The 20,057-nt window shown below is 70.2% G+C and carries 18 protein-coding genes; 9 read left to right on the top strand and 9 right to left on the bottom strand.

Annotated elements, in window-relative coordinates; translation table 11 throughout:
- Positions 1–38: 38 nt before the first annotated feature.
- Positions 39–1,166, bottom strand: a complete 1,128-nt coding sequence (locus ACFYXB_RS11360; RefSeq protein ID WP_389580391.1) for a magnesium and cobalt transport protein CorA — start codon at positions 1,164–1,166, stop codon at positions 39–41.
- Between the two features lie 216 nt (positions 1,167–1,382).
- Here ACFYXB_RS11360 and ACFYXB_RS11355 point away from each other — a divergent pair, with 216 nt between their 5' ends.
- Positions 1,383–2,177: a methyltransferase gene (locus ACFYXB_RS11355; protein WP_389580390.1), complete on the top strand. Its 795-nt coding sequence runs from the start codon at positions 1,383–1,385 to the stop codon at positions 2,175–2,177.
- A gap of 160 nt (positions 2,178–2,337) precedes the next feature.
- Here ACFYXB_RS11355 and ACFYXB_RS11350 read toward each other — a convergent pair whose 3' ends face one another.
- From ACFYXB_RS11350 to ACFYXB_RS11335, 4 genes are all read right to left on the bottom strand, one after another.
- Positions 2,338–3,294, bottom strand: coding sequence for a carbohydrate kinase family protein (locus ACFYXB_RS11350; protein ID WP_389580387.1), 957 nt, complete (start codon positions 3,292–3,294; stop codon positions 2,338–2,340).
- Positions 3,279–4,187, bottom strand: a complete 909-nt coding sequence (locus ACFYXB_RS11345) for a pseudouridine-5'-phosphate glycosidase (protein WP_389580383.1) — start codon at positions 4,185–4,187, stop codon at positions 3,279–3,281. The genes ACFYXB_RS11350 and ACFYXB_RS11345 overlap by 16 nt, the downstream gene beginning before the upstream one ends.
- A 92-nt stretch (positions 4,188–4,279) precedes the next feature.
- Positions 4,280–4,834, bottom strand: a complete 555-nt coding sequence (locus tag ACFYXB_RS11340) for a methylated-DNA--[protein]-cysteine S-methyltransferase (protein WP_351346940.1) — start codon at positions 4,832–4,834, stop codon at positions 4,280–4,282.
- Between the two features lie 123 nt (positions 4,835–4,957).
- Positions 4,958–5,830 (bottom strand): glycerophosphodiester phosphodiesterase family protein, encoded by an 873-nt coding sequence (locus tag ACFYXB_RS11335; RefSeq protein ID WP_351346938.1) that lies wholly within the window; start codon positions 5,828–5,830, stop codon positions 4,958–4,960.
- 277 nt (positions 5,831–6,107) lie between these two features.
- Here ACFYXB_RS11335 and ACFYXB_RS11330 point away from each other — a divergent pair, with 277 nt between their 5' ends.
- The 7 genes from ACFYXB_RS11330 to ACFYXB_RS11300 all read left to right on the top strand — a co-directional run bounded on the left by ACFYXB_RS11330 (position 6,108) and on the right by ACFYXB_RS11300 (position 14,826).
- A complete protein-coding gene (locus ACFYXB_RS11330; RefSeq protein WP_389580379.1) occupies positions 6,108–6,956 on the top strand; it encodes an MHYT domain-containing protein in 849 nt (282 codons plus the stop codon).
- 49 nt (positions 6,957–7,005) lie between these two features.
- Entirely contained in the window at positions 7,006–9,141 is a 2,136-nt protein-coding gene (uvrB, locus tag ACFYXB_RS11325; protein WP_351346934.1) for an excinuclease ABC subunit UvrB, read from the top strand.
- A gap of 158 nt (positions 9,142–9,299) precedes the next feature.
- On the top strand, positions 9,300–9,878 hold the full coding sequence (locus ACFYXB_RS11320; protein ID WP_351346933.1) for a TerD family protein: 579 nt from the start codon (positions 9,300–9,302) through the stop codon (positions 9,876–9,878).
- A gap of 56 nt (positions 9,879–9,934) precedes the next feature.
- A complete protein-coding gene (locus ACFYXB_RS11315) occupies positions 9,935–11,944 on the top strand; it encodes a TerD family protein (protein ID WP_389580375.1) in 2,010 nt (669 codons plus the stop codon).
- A 221-nt stretch (positions 11,945–12,165) separates the two neighbouring features.
- Entirely contained in the window at positions 12,166–13,173 is a 1,008-nt protein-coding gene (locus tag ACFYXB_RS11310; protein WP_351346929.1) for a TerC family protein, read from the top strand.
- Between the two features lie 127 nt (positions 13,174–13,300).
- Complete coding sequence (locus ACFYXB_RS11305; protein ID WP_389580372.1) at positions 13,301–13,615, top strand: hypothetical protein; 315 nt, start codon at positions 13,301–13,303, stop codon at positions 13,613–13,615.
- Positions 13,616–13,725: 110 nt separating this feature from the next.
- Positions 13,726–14,826 carry a calcium:proton antiporter gene (locus tag ACFYXB_RS11300; protein ID WP_389580370.1) on the top strand — a complete coding sequence of 367 codons (1,101 nt, stop codon included), beginning with the start codon at positions 13,726–13,728 and terminating at the stop codon, positions 14,824–14,826.
- Between the two features lie 29 nt (positions 14,827–14,855).
- On the opposite strand, the gene ACFYXB_RS11295 is transcribed toward ACFYXB_RS11300, so the two are convergent.
- Entirely contained in the window at positions 14,856–16,160 is a 1,305-nt protein-coding gene (locus ACFYXB_RS11295) for an MFS transporter (RefSeq protein WP_389580368.1), read from the bottom strand.
- 60 nt (positions 16,161–16,220) lie between these two features.
- Complete coding sequence (locus ACFYXB_RS11290; protein ID WP_389580365.1) at positions 16,221–17,267, bottom strand: S66 peptidase family protein; 1,047 nt, start codon at positions 17,265–17,267, stop codon at positions 16,221–16,223.
- A gap of 99 nt (positions 17,268–17,366) precedes the next feature.
- On the opposite strand from ACFYXB_RS11290, the gene aroQ reads away from it, so the two are divergent.
- The gene (gene aroQ / locus ACFYXB_RS11285; protein WP_351346921.1) at positions 17,367–17,840 is read left to right on the top strand and encodes a type II 3-dehydroquinate dehydratase; all 474 of its coding nucleotides are present in this window, start codon (positions 17,367–17,369) and stop codon (positions 17,838–17,840) included.
- A 643-nt stretch (positions 17,841–18,483) separates the two neighbouring features.
- Here the strand turns inward: aroQ and ACFYXB_RS11280 are convergent.
- Both ACFYXB_RS11280 and ACFYXB_RS11275 read right to left on the bottom strand, forming a co-directional pair.
- Complete coding sequence (locus ACFYXB_RS11280; RefSeq protein ID WP_389580363.1) at positions 18,484–19,140, bottom strand: MBL fold metallo-hydrolase; 657 nt, start codon at positions 19,138–19,140, stop codon at positions 18,484–18,486.
- A gap of 45 nt (positions 19,141–19,185) precedes the next feature.
- Complete coding sequence (locus ACFYXB_RS11275) at positions 19,186–19,875, bottom strand: maleylpyruvate isomerase family mycothiol-dependent enzyme (protein WP_351346917.1); 690 nt, start codon at positions 19,873–19,875, stop codon at positions 19,186–19,188.
- Positions 19,876–20,057: the final 182 nt, after the last annotated feature.

Genomic DNA, 20,057 nt, shown 5'->3' with positions numbered 1-20,057 from the left:
CGGTAGCCATACCGCCCCTGGGCCGTTCCCCGGGCCGGTCAGAGCCAGCCGTTGCGCCTGAAGCCCCGGTGCAGGGCCAGACACGCGGCGGATATCACGCCGATGACCAGCGGGTAGCCGAACCGCCAGTGGACCTCCGGCATGTGATCGAAGTTCATGCCGTAGACCCCGCACACCATCGTCGGTACGGCGATCACCGCAGCCCACGCCGTGATCTTCCGCATGTCCTCGTTCTGCGCGACCGTCACCTGCGCAAGGTGCGCCTGCAGAATCGAGTTGAGCAGTTCGTCGAAGGACGCGATCTGCTCCTTGGCCCTCATCAGGTGGTCGAGCACGTCCCTGAAGTAGGCCTGTATCTCCGGGTCGACCACCCGTATCGGCCGTGTGGCGAGATCCTCGACCGGGCGGGCCAGCGGTACCACCGCCCGCTTCAGCTCCAGGAGTTCACGCTTGAGCTGGTAGATCCGTCCGGGGTCGGCCCGTGCGCCGTTCTCCGCGAACACATCCGTCTCGACCTGGTCGATGTCGGCTTGGACCGCGTCCGTGACGTTCAGATAGTCGTCGACCACATGGTCCGCGATCGCGTGCAGCACCGCTGCCGGCCCCTTGGACAGCTGCTTCGGATCGGACTCCAGCTCCTCACGCAGCGGGCCCAGGGAGCCGTGCCGTCCGTGTCGCACGGTGATCACGAAGTCCTGGCCGATGAACGCCATGATCTCGCCGGTGTTCACCACTTCGCTCGTCGACGTCAACTGCTCGTGCTCGACGTAGCAGACCGTCTTGAACACCGCGAACAGCGTCTCGCCGTACCGCTCCAGCTTCGGGCGCTGATGGGCCTCGACCGCGTCCTCCACGGCCAGCGGATGCAGGTCGAACAGCTCGGCGATGCCCGCGAACTCGCGGTCCGTCGGCTCGTGCAGCCCCAGCCAGACGAATCCGTCGCGGTGCTTGCGTACCTGCTCCACGGCGTCCACCAGATCACTGCCCCCGGGCACCCGGGCACCGTCCCGGTACGTCACGCAGTTGACCACCGAGGAGCCCAACGGTGACCGGGCGGGATGACTCAGATCGACCCGCGGCGCTCGCCGGGCCAGCCGCGCCACCGTGCGCAGCCCGCCGACCCTGCCGAGCTCCCGGACCTTCCACAAATTCCCTGCCATGGACATCTGGATTCCCCTCGCGTGCAACTCCCCGCGCCGTGCTGTCGCGCCTTCGCGGGAAAGTCTGCCAGCCCCGCGAGATTCGCGGGCAAGCCTGTGGGAACAGGCCATTCCGCTTTGCTCCCGCCTGTGGACAGAGCATGCCCGGCCGCGAGGGGGTCACCCCGCCGTACCGGAGCGTCGACCGGCCCGGACATGCGCGGCAACTGGGATGATCGCCGTATGACGCGATCCGACGGGTATCTCCTGGACAACCGGCAGGCCGAGGCGGGCCAACGCTTCGATGCCTTCGCCACACTCTTCGACCCCACCACATTCCGGCACCTCGAAGGGTTCGGCCTGGGACCCGGCTGGCGCTGCTGGGAGGTAGGGGCCGGCGGCACCTCCGTCGTGTCCTGGCTGGCCAAGAAAGTCGGGCCGACCGGCAAGGTCGTGGCGACCGACATCAACACCTCTCTGCTCACCTCGGTGGCCCGCCCGCCGGTCGAGGTGCGCGTTCACGACGTGGGCACGGAGGAGCCGCCCGCGGAGGGCTTCGACCTCGTGCACGCCAGGCTCGTCCTCGTCCATGTCCCTGATCGTGACAGGGCGCTGCGGTCGATGATCAAGGCACTGCGCCATGGCGGACGACTCCTGATCGAGGACGCCGATCCCGCTCTCCAACCTCTGCTCTGCCCCGACGAGTACGGCCCCGAGCAGCAACTCGCCAACCGGCTGCGGAACGGCTTCCGCACCCTGCTGGCAGGCCGCGGCGCCGACCTGTCCTACGGCCGCAAACTCCCGCGTCTGCTCCGCGAGGCAGGACTGCGCCGCGTGGAGGCCGACGCGTACTTCCCGGTCACCTCGCCCGCCTGTGCGGCCCTGGAGGCCGCCACGGTCCGGCAGATCCGCGACCAGCTCGTCACCGCGGGCCTGGCCACCGACGAGGACATCGACCAGCACCTGGCCAACGTAGCGTCCGGCAGCATGGACCTCGCCACGGCACCGATGATCTCGGCGTGGGGCCGCAAGGCATAGCCGACTCGGACCCTGCGGCGCGTGGTCCCAGGACCCGGGCGAACGCTCCCGGCCTCGCGCCGCCCGGCCAGCGGGGGAGGCGGTATACGCCGGCAGACGACATAGGGGGTCAGCCGACATACGGGGCCAATCGGCATACGCGGTCAGCCGACATACGGGGTCAGCCGGCAGCGGGCTCGCCGCCTTCCGGCGCGGTAGGCGCGGGAGGCCTGCCCCCCACCCCCTCCACCGCCAGCGAACCGGCCCGGCAGCCCTCCGCCGCCGCGACCGCAGGCCCAGCCCTGGCGAGCAGCGCGGCGAGGAACGCTCCGGTGAAGGCGTCACCAGCGCCCGTGGTGTCCCGGGGGGTCGCCGCCGCAGCGGGTACGCGCGTAAGCACGACGCCGGACCGCGCCACCACCGCGCCGTCCTCACCCAGCTTGGCCACCACCAGCGGAACCTGGCGGCTCAGCTCGGCCGCCGCGTCCGCGGGATCCGGCAGCCCCGTCAGCAGGCACGCCTCGTCGCGGCTGGGCAGCAGGACGTCCAGCCCTTCCGCGAACTCCAGGAAGCGGTCCACTCCCAGGTCCATCAGGAAGCCCGCGGACGCCGGGTCCAGGCTGACCGGCACACCACGTGCGCGTGCCGCTCCCAGGGCCACCGTCGCCAGGGCTCGGCTCGATTCGGAGAACAGCAGGTAGCCGGACAGATGCAGCCGGGCGACCCCGTCGAGCAGATCATCCGACCAGTCGGCCGGTTCCAGCCGCAGCGAGGCGCCACTGTCCGTGAGGAACGTGCGCTCGGCCGAGGCCCCCGCGTCGACGAGGCAGATCACCGTCCCGGTCGCCACCGCGGCGTCGACCACTAGCCGCGGGCGCACCCCTGCCGCGATCAGCTCCCGCTCGTGCCACTGCGCCGCATCCGCGCCGACCCGCCCCAGCAGCCGTACGTCCGCACAGCCCGCGTGGGCGGCCCAGCAAGCCACGTTGGCACCGGCGCCGCCGGGCAGCGTCCGGATCGCGGCGGCCGTGTCGGTACCGGCCGCGAGCGGCCCCCGGTGCCGGGCGACGACATCCGTGATGACGTCCCCGACGACCAGCAGCGCCCCGCTCCGGACCGTCGTCACCCCCGGGCCCACGCCGCCGCGATCCGCGAAGCCAGCCGCACATTGCCGCGCACCGCCGCCAGGTTGGCACTCAGCGAGGCCCCGTCCGTGTGCCGGACGAGGTAGTCGAGCAGGAACGGCGTGACCGCCTGACCCGTCACCCCCTCCTCCCCGCACGCGTGCAGCGCCTCCGCCAGCACGCGCGCGTGCAGCTCGGGATCGAGCTGCTCCTCCTCGGGGACGGGATTGGCGACGATCAGCGCCGACTCCGGTCCACCGAGGGCGTCCTGCGCCCTCATGACCTCCGCCGCCTGCTGAGGACTCTCCAGCACCCAGTCGACCGGGTGCCCCGAGTCGGACAGATAGAAGCCGGGGAAGCGATCCGTGCCGTATCCGGCGACGGCCACACCCAGCGTCTCCAGGCGCTGCAGCGTGGCCGGCACGTCCAGGATCGACTTCACTCCCGCGCACACCACCGTGATCCGCGTGCGGGCCAGCAGGCCCAGGTCCGCGGACTCGTCCTGCGTCACCGTCCACTCCCGGTGCACACCACCCAGCCCGCCCGTCGCGAACACCCGCACACCTGCCAGCGCCGCCAGCAGCGCGGTCGCCGACACCGTGGTCGCCCCGCTCGCCCCTGCCGCCACCGCGAGCGGCAGATCCCGGTGTCCCAGCTTGCGGATCCCGTCCTCGTTCGCGACCCGCTCCAACTGCTCCTTGTCCAGGCCGACATGGGGCTGCCCGTCCAGCACCGCGATGGTCGCGGGTACGGCACCCTCCCGCCGTACGACCTCCTCCAGCTCCAGCGCCACCTGGAGATTGCGCGGGCGCGGCAGCCCGTGCGCGATGATCGTGGACTCCAGGGCCACCACGGGGCGACGCGCGCCGATCGCGTCCCGCACTTCCTCCGACACCACCAGCACCACGCGCCCGCCTCCTGTCAGTCGGTCCTCCCTCATCTCTGGCGGCCGGCCCGGACTCCTAAACGCTCGCGGCCCCTGAGGACGGCAACGGGGGGTCAGAACAGCGGCTCGGGCAGCACGCCCTCCAGAGCCAGCAGCTTCCGCTTGGCCTCCAGACCGCCCCCGAACCCGCCGATGCCGCCGTCGCTCTCCACGACCCGGTGACAGGGCACGACGACCGGCAGCGGATTGGCACCCATGGCCGCGCCGACCGCCTGCGCCGCCCCCGGCTGGCCGACCCGCCCGGCCAGGTCCCCGTACCCGACGACCGTGCCGTACGGCACGCCGGAAGCAAGCTCGCGCAGCACCTGACGGTTGAAGCCGGAGATCAGCGACCAGTCCAGCGGCAGTTCGAAGTCGTGCCGTTCCCCCGCGAAATACGCCTCGACCTGGCGTATCGCCTCGGTCAGCAACGGCGAACCGGGTGCCTCGACAGGCTCGGTGCCCAGCCGGGCCGCCAGTTGTCCGAGCGCCCGGTCGCGCACCGCGTCGGTCGCGTGGAACACGACGTTGACCAGGCCGTCACGCGTCGCCGCCAGCAACAGCGGACCGATGCCCGTGCCCACGACGGCCCACACGACCTGATGCTCGTACTGCCCATGGCTGTCCATGCGCCCCACCGTACGACCCGCCACTGACAACGCCCGCCCGGCGCCGGTCCGATCCGGTCCTGGCGCCGGAAGCAGCCCCCGCGCGACCCGCTGCCCGGCCCCGGCTCGCTTCCCGTCCGCGGTTCAGGACGCGCTCAGCGCCTCCCGCACCACGTCGGGCTTGTTCGTGATGACCCCGTCGACGCCGTACCGTGCGACGGTCCGGGCCGTGGCCCCGTCGTTCACGGTCCAGGTGAACACCCCCAGCGGCCTGCCGTGCGGTCCGTCGTACGCGTGCACCGCGGTGACGTAGCCGCGGGAGATGGACCCGAACGACGGGTTGATCAGATCCGTGAAGCGCGCGTAGGCGTGCAGGTCCGCCACCGAGGGCGTACCGAGGTAGCCGGTCGTGAGTCCGGGCCTCAGATCGTGGACGATGCGCAGACTGTCGGCGCTGAAGCTCTGCACGATCAGCCGGTCCAGATGGCCGTGGTCCAGCCAGCCCTCGTTGCTGAGGAGCTTGAGGGTCTGCTGCTCGATGCCCGGATACAGTTCGGGGTTCTTGATCTCCAGGAGCAGCTTCTCGTGGTTGTGCTCGACGCGGCGCATGTACTGCTTCAGCGTCGGCACGCGCGTGCCCGCGTACGCGTGGCCGAACCAGCTGCCCGCGTCCAGCCGGGCGATCTCGGCCGCGGTGAAGTCCTTCACCTTCCACGGCGCCCGGCCGGGGAAGACCTCCTCGGCGTTCGTCGTGCGCTCGAGCGTGTCGTCGTGGATGACGACCAGTTCGCCGTCCTTGGTGCGCTGGACGTCGTTCTCGACCCAGGAGAAGCCCAGCCGGGCCGCCTCGTCGATGGCCGGCAGTGTGTTCTCCGGCGCGTGGGCCGAGGCGCCCCGGTGGGCGACGACCGTGGGCGGCTGTCCGGTGTCGCCCGCCCTGGCGTCGGTGCCGGGCGCCAGCAGCGTGGCCGTCCCCAGCAGCGCGGTGGTCGTGGCGGCAACTGCGCGCGCGTGCATGCGCACTCCTCGCGTCGAGCGAATACGGACAGCACCAGAGTGGCAGCAGACAGTCAACGGGGGATGTGTGCAGGAAGGCCTCAGATTGAATGGGGTTGCCGAAGTCCGCTCACTGATGCCGCACAACTGGGGCAAGGGCGTGTTTCTTTGCCGGATAATCGTTCGACCATTCCGGTGGGGGTCATACTCTCTGCGACAACCCTGACCGCCCGAGCGGTCCTGGGACGGGGCGCATATCGGATATTCTGGGGCACGAGAGGGTGGAGGGCAGCCGCGCATGCAGGGCACGGTCGACGGATTCGGCTACGGGGCCGTCACCCCGTTGGTGGCCTATCTGATGGCCTGCCTGGGTGGGGCCCTAGGCCTGCGGTGCACGACGAGATCCCTGCTGGTCACGCACTCCCGCCGCCCCGCCTGGCTCGCCCTCGGATCGGCAGCGATCGGCTCCGGGATCTGGACCATGCACTTCGTCGCCATGATGGGGTTCAGCGTCGAGGGCGCCACGATCCACTACGACACACCCATCATGTTCGCGAGCCTCGGCATCGCGATCGTCATGGTAGGCGTGGGGATCTTCATGGTCGGCTACCGGGGCGCCACGGGAACGGCACTGTTCACCGGCGGAACGGTCACCGGTCTGGGCATCGCCTCGATGCACTACCTCGGCATGGCGGGCATGCGCGTCGACGGAACGTTCACGTACAACACGCTCACCGTGGCCGCCTCTGTGGTGATCGCGGTCGTGGCCGCCATCACCGCCCTGTGGGCGGCCGGACGGGTACGGGGCTTCCTGTGGAGCGTGGGCGCCAGCCTCGTCATGGGCCTCGCCGCCAGCGGCATGCACTACACCGGCATGGCCGCCCTCAGCGTCCACCTCCACGACACCGCTCCCACCCCCGGCGCCTCGCCTCCGGCCCTCCTCGCGCCCCTGCTGATCGGCCCTCTCGCCTTTCTCGTCATCGCCGGCGTCATCGTGATGTTCGACCCCCTGATGGTCATCGGCAAGCCCGTCCGCAACCGTGTCGAGCACAAGCCGGGCATCCCCGCCCACCCCGTCGGCGCGTACCGGGAGGCAGCACGGCAACCGGCCTGGCAGTCGGATCACCACAGCTCACGCACCCCGTAGAACCGCTGACCCGGACCCGTTGTCAGTGGCGGGTCGTACGGTGGATGGCATGCGGCCCGTTTCCCAGATCGAACGCACGGTGGCGCCCTTCGAGGTCGTCAGCCCCTACCAGCCCAGCGGCGACCAGCCGGCGGCCATCGCCGAGCTGGCCAAGCGCATCGAGGCCGGTGAGAAGGACGTTGTCCTGCTCGGCGCGACCGGCACCGGCAAGTCCGCCACCACCGCGTGGATGATCGAAAAGCTCCAGCGTCCCACGCTCGTGATGGCGCCGAACAAGACGCTGGCCGCCCAGCTGGCGAACGAGTTCCGCGAGCTGCTCCCCAACAACGCGGTCGAATACTTCGTCTCGTACTACGACTACTACCAGCCCGAGGCGTACGTCCCGCAGTCGGACACCTACATCGAGAAGGACTCCTCGATCAACGAGGAGGTCGAGCGGCTGCGCCACTCCGCGACCAACTCGCTGCTCACCCGCCGCGACGTCGTCGTGGTCGCCTCGGTCTCCTGCATCTACGGCCTCGGTACTCCGCAGGAGTACGTGGACCGCATGGTCCCCCTCCGCGTCGGCGACGAGATCGACCGCGACGACCTGCTGCGCCGCTTCGTCGACATCCAGTACACGCGCAATGACCTGGCGTTCGCGCGCGGCACCTTCCGCGTCCGCGGCGACACCATCGAGATCTTCCCGGTCTACGAGGAGCTCGCCGTCCGCATCGAGATGTTCGGCGACGAGATCGAGGCCCTGTCCACGCTCCACCCGCTCACCGGCGAGATCATCAGCGACGACGAGCAGCTGTACGTCTTCCCGGCCTCCCACTACGTCGCCGGCCCCGAGCGCATGGAGCGGGCCGTCAACGACATCGAGAAGGAGCTCGGGGAGCGCCTGGCCGACCTGGAGAAGCAGGGCAAGCTCCTGGAGGCCCAGCGCCTGCGCATGCGTACGACGTACGACCTCGAGATGCTCCGCCAGATCGGCAGCTGCTCCGGTGTCGAGAACTACTCGATGCACTTTGACGGCCGCCTGCCCGGCTCCCCGCCCAACACGCTGCTCGACTACTTCCCGGACGACTTCCTGCTCGTCATCGACGAGTCGCACGTCACCGTGCCGCAGATCGGCGCCATGTACGAGGGCGACGCCTCCCGCAAGCGCACTCTCGTCGACCACGGCTTCCGGCTGCCGTCCGCCCTGGACAACCGCCCTTTGAAGTGGGAGGAGTTCCAGGAGCGGATCGGCCAGGCCGTCTACCTGTCGGCGACCCCCGGCAAGTACGAGCTCTCGCGTGGGGACGGCGTCGTGGAGCAGATCATCCGCCCCACCGGTCTCGTCGACCCGGAGGTCGTCGTCAAGCCCACCGAGGGCCAGATCGACGACCTGGTGCACGAGATCCGCAAGCGGACCGAGAAGGACGAGCGCGTCCTGGTCACCACGCTCACCAAGAAGATGGCCGAGGACCTCACCGACTACTTCCTGGAACTCGGCATCCAGGTGCGCTACCTGCACAGCGACGTCGACACCCTGCGCCGCGTCGAGCTGCTGCGCGAGCTGCGCTCCGGCGAGTTCGACGTCCTGGTCGGCATCAACCTCCTGCGTGAGGGCCTCGACCTGCCCGAAGTGTCCCTGGTGGCGATCCTCGACGCCGACAAGGAGGGCTTCCTGCGCTCCGGCACCTCGCTGATCCAGACCATCGGCCGCGCGGCGCGCAACGTCTCCGGTCAGGTCCATATGTACGCCGACAAGATGACGCCCGCGATGGAGCGGGCCATCGACGAGACCAACCGCCGCCGAGAGAAGCAGGTCGCCTACAACAAGGCCAACGGCATCGATCCGCAGCCGCTCCGCAAGAAGATCAACGACATCGTCGCGCAGATCGCCCGCGAGGATGTCGACACCGAGCAGTTGCTCGGCTCGGGCTACCGCAAGTCGAAGGACGGCCGAGCAGCCAAGGCCCCCGTCCCGTCCCTGGGCGCCAAGGGCGCGAAGGGCAAGTCCGCCAAGGGCAAGGCGAAGGACACGGTGCCGACGGACCGGCCGGCGACCGAACTCGCCGAGCAGATCGAGGAGATGACGGAGCGCATGCGCGCCGCCGCCGCAGACCTCCAGTTCGAGATCGCGGCCCGGCTGCGCGACGAGGTCTCCGAAATGAAGAAGGAACTGCGGCAGATGAGGGAGGCGGGCCTGGCCTGACCCGCCCGGCCCCCGGCCGGACCTCGGCATATGCGCGGAGTGTTGCAACACCGACACAAAGCGCGGGCCGGGGTTCGGCACTGTCAGTGCCCGTGCGTAGGGTTCTTGGCAACCGCGGGCTCCGCGGCAACAGGGGAAACCAGAGAGGGGACACCGCCGTGACCGTCAACATGACCAAGGGTCAGGCCATCAGCCTGGAGAAGAAGGACGGGGGCTCCCTGACCTCGGTCCGTATGGGTCTCGGCTGGCAGGCGGCTCCCCGGCGCGGCCTGTTCGGCTCGCGCACCAGGGAGATCGACCTGGACGCCTCCGCGGTGCTGTTCGCCGACAAGCAGCCGGTCGACGTCGTCTTCTTCCGCCACCTCGTGAGCGACGACGGCTCCGTGCGCCACACCGGCGACAACCTCGTCGGCGGCGTGGGCCAGGGCGGCGACGACGAGAGCATCATCGTCGACCTCCAGCGCGTCCCGGTCCACATCGACCAGATCGTCTTCACCGTGAACTCCTTCACGGGCCAGACCTTCCAGGAAGTGCAGAACGCGTTCTGCCGACTGGTCGACGAGACCAACGGCCAGGAGCTCGCCCGCTACACGCTCGCGGGCGGCGGCCAGTACACCGCCCAGATCATGGCGAAGGTGCACCGGGCCGGCCCTGGCTGGACGATGACCGCTCTGGGCTCCCCGGCCAACGGCCGTACGTTCCAGGACCTGATGCCGGCGATCCTGCCGCACCTGTAGGCCCGGCCGGCGGCAGGCTCCTGCGCACGACGACACGACACAGGGGGACGAAGGCGATGACGGCCGAGCTGGTGCGGGGGCAGAACCACCCGCTCTCCCAGGTCCGGCTCGAGATCCGGATCTCGGCCGGTGTGCCGGTCGTGGCGGCGGCCACGCTCAGCGACGAGAACGGCAAGGCCCGCGGCCTCGAGTGGGTGGCTCACCCCGGAGCACCCACGCTGCCCGGGCTCGAGGTCTCCCGCCAGGTCGCCGCCGAGCACCGTCTCGCGGTGGACCTGGCCGCCATGCCTGAGGCCGTGCACCGCGTCAACGTCCTGCTCGCCCTCCCCGCCGGGGCGGGCGGCCCACTCCGCTTCGGCGCGCTCGACGCCCCCTCCGTCACGGTCACCGGCCTCGACGGCACCGGGGTCGCCCGCTACACCATCGCCGGCCTCGACGCCGAATCGGCCGTCGTCGCCCTGGAGTTGTACCGCAGACAGGACACATGGAAGGTGCGCGCCGTCGGACAGGGCTACGCGGGCGGCCTCGCCGCGCTCCTCAACGACCAGGGACTGCCCCAGGCCGCGGAACTCGCGGGCAGCATCCAGGAAGCGGTGACCCGAGGCCTGGCCCGCTCGGTCTCGGCACCGCCACCGCGCACCCCGGACAGCGACCGCACCCGCCAGACGGCGACCCCGGTGTCCGGCGCCGACCAGCCCGGTCCCACGCCCCAGGGCGCCCCCGATCCCGTACCACCACGACCCGCGTCTCCGTACGACGGCCGGAACCCGTACGGCGACCCGAACCCTGGGGGCGCGACGACGGCGGGCCCCTCCACCGCCGGGGCGTCTGCTCCCGCCGCGGGCGGGGGGATCGACTACACCCACCCGAACCGTCGCCACACGGCTGCGCCGTCTCCTCCGCCGCAGGCACCTCCGGCTCCGACGGGGCAGCCCGCGCAGCCGGTGGCGGGGGACGCGGCGGGCTGGTCCATGGACGAGCGGCTGTACAACCAGGTCTGGGGCATGTTCGAGGACCTGGCGCGTACGACGGCCGCGTACCGCAGTGCCGTCGACTTCGCTGACTCCCGCCTGGAGAAGGAACTCGACCAGATCCTGTCCGATCCGCGCAGGAGACTCGGCTCGACGGGCGACGCCGCTCGCGAGGCGGCCGCTGCCAAGCACGCCCAACTGGTCGACCAGGCCAGGGCGATCATGGACCGGGATCTCGCCCAGCTCACCGCCGAGGCCGAGGTCGTCGAACCGGCGCTCCCACCTGCCTACGCGAGCTGGGACAACCCCGTCTGGCACGGCTACCGCGTGCCCACGGACCCCCCGATGGCCCTGCGGCTGGGCGACCTCCACCTGCCCGAGAGCGCCCCGCTGCGCATACCGCTGCTGGTCCGGCTGCCGCTGGAGCGGGGGCTGTGGGTCGACAGCGGCGCCGTGACAGGCCTCGACGGCTCGTTCCCGGACTCCGCCGAGCTGCGGCACCTCGCGATGGAGACGGCGGTAGCGCTCGCGGCCCGGCTGCTGGCCGCCCATCCGGTGGGGGAGTTCGCCGTGCAGGTGATCGATCCGGCCGGTTCCGGCTCGGCGGCGCTCATGCCGCTGGTGCGCAGCGGCGTGCTCGCGGCACCGCCCGCGGCCGGCGCCGCGCGAGTGGCGGACGTCTTGGGGCGGCTCACGCAGCGCGTCGACCTGGTGCAGATGGCGGTGCGCGGGGACGCGGCCGCGTCGCTGCCGGCCGACTTCGACATGACCCGGCAGCTCCTGATCGTCAACGACTTCCCGCATGGTTTCGACGACCGTGGAGTGACCCACCTGCGCTATCTCGCCGACGAGGGCCCGTCCGTCGGCGTCCATCTGCTGATGGTCGCGGGCCGCGAGGACGCCGCGGCGTACGGACCTTTGCTCGACCCGCTGTGGCGTTCACTCATGCGACTCACGCCGGTGCCCGACGACCACCTCGCCGACCCCTGGGTCGGTCATGCGTGGACGTACGAACCGTCACTCGTCCCGCCCGGCAGCCAGGTGCTCCAGTACGTCCTCACACAGGTTGCCGAGGCTCGCACCAAGCGTAAGTAAAGTCGTCCGACCAGGGAATTTGGTCTTTCTTTTGCCAGCTACTTTACCAATCCTTGGTGATTGAGGTACTGTCGTTCACACGGAGGGGAGTACTCCCTGTCTGCTGCGGCGTACCCGTCAATACGGATCGGACCAGATCCCGGGGCGTCGGCCCGTCCCGGGTGGAAGAGACCTCCGGCAGTGACGACGTGATTCTTTGCCGTTTACGTACCGGAGGACTGGTGGACGTTTCCCTGACCCTGTGGGTCCTGACCATTGCGGGGCTCGCCGCCCTGATCGCGGTCGACTTCTTCATCGGCCGCAAACCGCATGACGTGTCGATCAAGGAAGCCGGCATCTGGACGGTCGTCTGGATCGCCCTGGCCGGACTCTTCGGCCTCGGTCTGCTCATCTTCGGCGGCGGGCAGCCGTCGGGTGAGTTCTTCGCCGGCTTCATCACCGAGAAGTCGCTGAGCGTCGACAACCTCTTCGTCTTCGTCCTCATCATGGCGAAGTTCGCGGTGCCCTCGCAGTACCAGCAGCGGGTGCTCCTCTTCGGCGTGCTCATAGCCCTGGTCCTGCGGGCCGTCTTCATCGTCGCGGGCGCAGCGATCCTCGCCAGCTTCTCCTGGGTCTTCTACCTCTTCGGAGCCTTCCTGATCTACACCGCGTGGAAGCTGATCCGGGAAGCCCGGGCCGAGGAGGAGGACGAGGAGTACGAGGAGAACCGCCTGCTGAAGGCCGCCGAGCGCAGGTTCGGCGTGGCCGACCGCTATCACGGCACCAAGCTGTGGATCCAGCGGAACGGCAAGCGCGTCATGACGCCGATGCTGGTCGTGATGCTCGCGATCGGTACGACGGACGTGCTGTTCGCACTGGACTCCATCCCCGCGATCTTCGGCCTGACGCAGGACCCGTACATCGTCTTCACCGCCAACGCCTTCGCGCTCATGGGCCTCCGGCAGCTGTACTTCCTCATAGGCGGCCTGCTCAAGAAGCTGGTCCACCTGTCGTACGGCCTGTCCGTCATCCTCGGCTTCATCGGCGTCAAGCTGGTGCTGCACGCCCTGCACGAGTCCGGTGTGCACGTCCCGGAGATCAGCATCCCGGTCTCGCTCGGCGTGATCTGCGCGGTCCTGATCGTCACCACGATCACCAGCCTGATGGCGACCAGGAAGCAGGCGGCGGCCGAAGTCACGCAGGCGCAGTCGGCGAGTGAAAGCGCTCCGAAGAACAGCATCGACGTCTGACTGTGCCGGACGTAGGAACAACCAGCACGGGAGCGGTGCGCAGCGAATTGCCGACCGCCGCTCCCGGTGCTTCGTTGAGGGCTGGGCGTTCCCGCCCCTGGGGGCGCCCCGGCCGGGTGGAGGAACCGTGGACACACCGACGAAGTACGTGCAGATCGTCGACTTCGAGACCGACCGCATCGACGAGATGAAGGCGCTGTCCGATGACATGGCGAAGCGCTCCGCGGGCCGCGAGAACGGCCCCACGCGCCGCCTGATCCTCAAGGACCGCACCCAGTCGGGCCGCTATCTCGCGGTGCTCGAGTTCGACTCCTACGAGGAGGCCATGCGCAACAACGAGGACGCCGAGACGGGCAAGTTCGCCGAGCAGATGGCGGCGCTGTGCACGCGACCGCCGTCCTTCACCGACTGCGACGTCCTGGAGATGACCGAACTCAAGTAACCAGGGCTCGAAATCCCGCCCCACCGGGGGTCCGGGCCGCGCCGGCGCCGGACCCCGGCCACCGAAAGGATCGGAATGCGAACCCCGTACGCCTCTGTCACGATCACTGCATGATCGCTCGGCTCAGGTCGCTCACCACCCAGTGGACGCTCCTCGTGCCGGTGCTCGCGGTCGTCCTTCTCGTCCTCACCTGGGGACGTGATCTTCCTGGCGCGGTTGTCGCGCTGGTGACCGTGGTCCTCGCCGGGTCAGTCCTCGCCGCCGTCCACCACGCCGAGGTGATCGCGCACCGGGTCGGAGAACCTTTCGGCTCCCTCGTCCTCGCCGTCGCCGTCACGGTCATCGAGGTCGCGCTAATCGTCACCCTCATGGTCGACGGCGGCGACAAGAGCGCAACCCTCGCCCGGGACACGGTCTTCGCGGCGGTGATGATCACCTGCAACGGCGTGGTCGGCCTGTGCCTCCTCGTCGCCTCGCTCCGCCACGGCACCGCGGTCTTCAATCCCGAGGGCACCGGAGCGGCTCTGGCGACCGTGGCGACCCTGGCCACGCTCAGCCTGGTGCTGCCGACCTTCACCACCAGCAAGCCGGGCCCCGAGTTCTCCGGGGTGCAACTGACCTTCGCCGCGTTGTCCTCGCTGATCCTGTACGGCCTCTTCGTGGCCACGCAGACCGTACGGCACCGGGACTACTTCCTGCCCATCACCCGGCAGGGCGAGGTCATCACGGTGGACGACCACGCGGCGGTGCCCTCGGCGCGCACCGCCTGGTTCAGTCTCGGCCTGCTGGGCCTCGCCCTGATCGGCGTGGTCGGCCTGGCCAAGGGCGTGTCGCCGACCATCGAGTCCGGTGTGGAGGCGGCAGGTCTGCATCAAGCCGTCGTCGGTGTGATCATCGCCCTGCTCGTCCTGCTTCCCGAGACGATCGCCGCGCTCCGTTCCGCGCGTCGCGACCGCGTTCAGACCAGCCTCAACCTCGCCCTCGGCTCGGCGATGGCCAGCATCGGCCTCACCATCCCCGCCGTCGCTCTCGCCTCCGTCTGGCTCTCCGGGCGCCTCGTCCTGGGCCTCGGCGCCACCCACATGCTGCTGCTGGCTCTGACCGTGGTGGTCAGCTCCCTGACGGTGGTGCCGGGGCGCGCCACACCACTGCAAGGAGGAGTGCATCTGGTGATCTTCGCGGCGTATCTGGAGCTGGCGATCAACCCGTAGCGAAAGGCGGCCGCCGCCGCGGGAAGCGGTCACCCGGCAACCGGCTCCACCGTCGTCACCGGCGCCGGACGCGTCTCCGGCAACAATGCGAAGCACCCCAGGCTGAGCAGCGCGACCCCCGTCAGATAGGCGCCCACACCCCACGGGACGCGCCCTCCGTGCTCAGCGAGCGCGGTCGCCACGATCGGTGTGAGCGCACCACCGAGGACGCCGCCGAGGTTGTAGCCGACCGCCGCGCCGGTGCAGCGCACGCGCGGCTCGTACAGCTCCGGCAGATACGCGGCGATCACCGCGAACATGGTGATGAACGCGATCAGTGCCACCAGGAAGCCGAGGAACATCAGCAGCGGCTCGCCGGTCGCCAGGAGCGCGACCAGCGGGAACATCCACAGGGCACAGGCCGTGCAGCCCGCCAGACACAGGGGTCGCCGGCCGTAGCGGTCGCCGAGCAGCGCCATCAATGGCGTGAGCGCCCCCTTCACCGCCACGGCGGCCATGATGCAGGTCAGCATGACGGTACGGCTCACTCCCAGCCGCTCCGTCGCATACGCCAGCGACCAGGTGGTCACCGCGTAGAACACGGCGTACCCGACCGCCAGCGCCCCGGCCGTCAGCAACACCAGCCGCCAGTGGCGCCGTACGACCTCGGAGAGCGGCACGCGCGCGTGGTCGTCGATCTCCAGGAACTGGGGACTCTCGGCGAGCGAGGAGCGCAGCCAAAGTCCGGCCAAGGCCAGGGTTCCCGCCGCCCAGAACGGCACACGCCAGCCCCACTGCGCGAACTGCGCCTCGGACAGCGTCGCCGACAGGGCCAGCATCACCCCGTTGGCGAGCACGAAGCCGACGGCGGGCCCGATCTGCGGAAAGCTCGACCACAGGGCGCGCCGCCCGGCGGGCGCGTGCTCCGCGGTGAGCAGTACCGCCCCGCCCCACTCCCCGCCGAGCCCCAGCCCCTGCAGGAAGCGCAGTGCGAGCAGCAGTACGGGAGCGGCCACGCCGATCGAGTCGTAGGCCGGCACGCACCCGACCGCGACCGTCGAAGCGCCCGTCAGCAGCAGCGAGGCGACGAGGACCGGCCGCCGCCCGCGCCGGTCCCCGATGTGTCCGAACAGCATTGACCCGAGGGGCCGGGCCACGAACCCCACGCCGAACGTCCCGAACGCCGCCAGCGTCCCCGCAACCGGCGAGAACGTCGGGAAGAACAGCGGCCCCAGGACGAGCGCCGCCGCCGTCCCGTAGACGAAGAAGTCGTAGAACTCGATCGAGGTCCCGGCGAGCGAGGCGGCCGCGAGCCGCAGCATGGAGGGTGCCCTTACGGAGCGTACGTCGTGCATGCCGCGTCAACTACCCACGGTCACTGTGGGTTACGGGGGCGCGCGGAGGTGAACGGGTCCTCAGTAGGTGACGGTGATGCGCCGGGCCGGGCCGTCGACGCGGATCGTGCCGCCGTACGGGATGACGAGTTGGGGATCGGTGTGGCCGAAGTCCACGTCGAAGACCACCGGCATGTCGGGGGCATACACGGTCAGCGCGCGCTGTACGGCTGCGCGCTGCTCCGCCGCGTAACGCGCCGCCTCCACCGGGCTGTTGGGCCGCTCGAAGGACCGGGTCTTGGCGCGGCCCATGAGCAGCGCGGAGAAACGTCGCAGCAGACCGCGCTCGCCGAAGTTGCGCAGGATCCGGAAGACCTCCGTACCGCTCGGCAGCTCCTCCGAGGTCTCCAGGAGCAGCGCGCCTCCGTCGTACACCGCGAGGTCGTGCGAGATCTCCCGGTCGGCCATCAGCAACCAGCCGAGGATCTCCAGGTTGCCGCCCCAACCGCGGCCCTCGACCACTTGGTCGGCATTCAGCCAGGTCCATCCGGCGCCGGGACGGGTCGTCGGCTCCGAGTCGAAGGTGGCCGGATCGGCCCAGTCCCGGGTGACGTCGTTCCAGTGCTCGGCGGGCCGCAGTTCGTACGCACCTGAGGTGAACAGCGCCGCCCGGAGCGACTCGGCCGTCTGCGGGTGCATGGCGCCGGGTCGGCCCAGCTCGACCATCACCGACGCCCCGTGGTAGCCGACGATTCCGGTGCTGTACAGGAAGGCCAGCAGGTTCGTGTTGTCGCTCATCCCGAAGAACGGTTTCGGGTTCGCACGGATCAACTCCCGGTCCAGCAACGGCAGTACCGTGATCTGGTCATCGCCGCCGATCGAGGCGATGACCGCCTTGACCTCCGGGTCGGCGAACGCCGCGTGGATGTCGTCGGCCCGCTCCTGGGGTGTCGTCCCCATCTTGCGGGTCGTCGGATACTCGACCGGTTCGAGCTCGAATTCCTCGCGCAGCCGCTGCAGACCCAGTTCGTACGGGCGCGGAAAGAGCTCCGGCAGTCCCGCGGACGGCGAGATGACGGCTATACGGTCACCGGGCGAGGGCTTCGGCGGGTACATGATCGACGTCATTCCAGGAGAGTACGGCCGGCCGTCACTTCCGCGCAGCGTGATAAACCGGGTCTGAGCAGCGGTCGCCGGCCGACCGCCCTTGAATGGACCGGAGGAACCGTGCCCCGCACCCTGGCCAACGCCCCGATCATGATCCTCAACGGGCCCAACCTGAACCTGCTCGGCCAGCGCCAGCCCGAGATCTACGGCTCCGACACGCTCGCCGACGTCGAGGCCCTGTGCGTCAAGGCGGCGGCCGCGCACGGCGGCACGGTGGACTTCCGGCAGTCCAACCACGAGGGTGAGTTGGTCGACTGGATCCACGAGGCACGGCTCAATCACTGCGGGATCGTCATCAACCCGGGCGCCTACTCGCACACGTCAGTCGCGATTCTGGACGCACTCAATACCTGCGACGGCATGCCCGTTCTGGAGGTCCACATCTCCAACATCCACCAGCGCGAGTCGTTCCGGCACCACTCCTACATCTCCCTGCGCGCCGACGGCGTCATCGCGGGATGTGGGGTGCAGGGGTACGTGTTCGGCGTGGAGCGGGTGGTCGCGCTGCTGGGCGCGACACAGGGCGACGCGTAGCGGGCACGTGCCTCGTGTGAATCCCTGTGCGGTCTTCTGCTCAAGCCCGTACGCCTGGGCCGCCGGCCGAGGGCGGGGATCGAAAGACCGGCGGCCCATACCGCGCAGGAGCCGTCATCCTGTGCGGGGCTGCTTCCAGTTGACTGCGCAACAGCGCAACCCGGGAGCGCGCACTGGGCACCGGCGCGTGCGAACTATTCACGCGGGGCGCGCGTCATGGCCCGTGCGCGGGGCGCACGCAACGGGACGCGCGCCGAGCGCGGTGGTGGGGCCTGTGCGCCGAACGTGAGGCGGGGTGTCTGGGCCAGGCGTGCGGGTTGCGCGTGCGGAGCGGGGCTTGTGCGCCAGGCGCGTTTCGAGGAGTGCGCGCCGGGCGCGCGCAGGGCTGATTGCGCCAGGCGCGTGCACCGGTCGTCGCGCGGGGCGTGTGCTCGCTTGTCCGTGCCGGGCGTCTGCAGGGAGGTTTACGCCGGGCGCACGCGCCGACTCTTGCGCCGGGCGTGCGCGCCCATGGCTCGCGCCCCGCTCACACCCAACACCACGGCGCGCACGCCGACTTCCGCGCGTACCCGCCACAACCCGCGCCCCGGCGCGCGTCCTCCGCAACCGCGCGGGGCACGCCGCCCGCCTTCACTACCCGCGCTCACCACCCGCGCGCGTGCCACTCCGGAAGATGGGGCCGCTCCGCGCCCAGCGTGGTGTCGTTGCCGTGGCCCGGGTAGACCCAGGTCTCGTCCGGCAGCACGTCGAAGATCTTGGTCTCGACGTCGTGGATCAGGCTGGCGAACGCCTTCGAGTCCTTGCGCGTGTTGCCGACGCCGCCCGGGAAGAGGCAGTCCCCGGTGAAGACGTGCGGGTGACCGTGCGGGTCGTCGTAGACCAGTGCGATCGATCCCGGGGTGTGCCCGACCAGGTGGCGAGCGGTGAGTTCCACCTGTCCCACGTGGATGACGGCGCCGTCGTCGACCAGAACGTCCGTCGGTACGGGGATCCCCGCGGCGTCGTCGCGGCCCGCGTACGTACGCGCGCGCGTGGCCGCCACGACCTCGGCGAGCGCCTGCCAGTGGTCGCCGTGCTGGTGGGTGGTGACGACTGACGCGATGCCGTCGTCACCGATCATGCCGAGCAGGGTCTCCGCCTCGTTGGCGGCATCGATCAGGAGCTGCTCGTCCGTGGCCCGGCAGCGCAGGAGATAGGCGTTGTTGTCCATCGGACCGACCGCGATCTTGGTGATCATCAGGTCCTTGAGTTCGTGCACGTCCGCCGGTCCGCCGACCGTGACCTCGCCGCTGTACGTCATGGCGGCCAGCCTATAGCGGGGAGAGGCCCGGGGACCGCGCACGGACTACAGAGGGGGAAGCGACGGCAGTGCGCCGCCCTTCACCGTCAGCCCGGAGCCGTCACGGCGGCCGGCGAGCCAGCCGAGCAGATCCGCGGCCGTTCCCTCGACCGAGACCGGATCGCCCACGGCGCCGCCGCCGGTGGTCCAGATCCGGCCGCCCTCGGCGGCCAGTGCGGTCGAGGGCACGTCCGCGTGTCCGCCGAAGCGCTGGGCGAGGAAGTCGATCTCCCGCTCCACGAAATCCGTCGGAAGATCCTCCAGTTCGTGGCCGATCCCGAGGTCCACATGGTGCAGCTCCACCTCGGCCCACCGCCGGAACGGCACCCGGGACGCGGAGTCGGTGACGCCGTTGCGCAGCTCCACCGTGCGCGCCCAGTCCGCCGGCGCGGCACCTGTCTCCTGGAAGCGGGCGGCGCTCTCACGCAGGTCGGTGAGCTGGGCGTCGAGGGGGCGCGGGGCGTCCCGCTCGATGTCGGCGTCGCGGGCGTCGCCGGAGACGTACATGGGACGGCCCTCGAGGACGTTCACGAGTGCGTCCGCGTTGCGGGCCAGGTGGGCGAGGATGTGGCCGCGGGTCCAGCCGGGCAGCCGTGACGGCCGGGTCACGGCCGCGTTGTCCAGTGCGGCGACTGCGGTGAGGAGCCGTTCGGACGCGTCACGTACAGACGCCAGGTCGTGGGCGTGATCAATCATGGCGCCGACCCTAGTCCCGCCACTCCTTCGGGTGAAGGTGTCGGACCGGCCCCGCAAATCGAATGCACGTGCTATATCGTCGGGGGCGGCGTCGGGCATGCTGGATGGTCGGGGATTGTTATGCAACCGGGAATCCGACCGGCGTTGTCAGTGGCTCCCCCTAGTCTGAAGAAGGACGGGGG

Source organism: Streptomyces sp. NPDC002619 (genome assembly GCF_042889305.1).
Taxonomy (GTDB): domain Bacteria; phylum Actinomycetota; class Actinomycetes; order Streptomycetales; family Streptomycetaceae; genus Streptomyces.
This window is presented reverse-complemented; position numbering and strand designations above follow the sequence as displayed.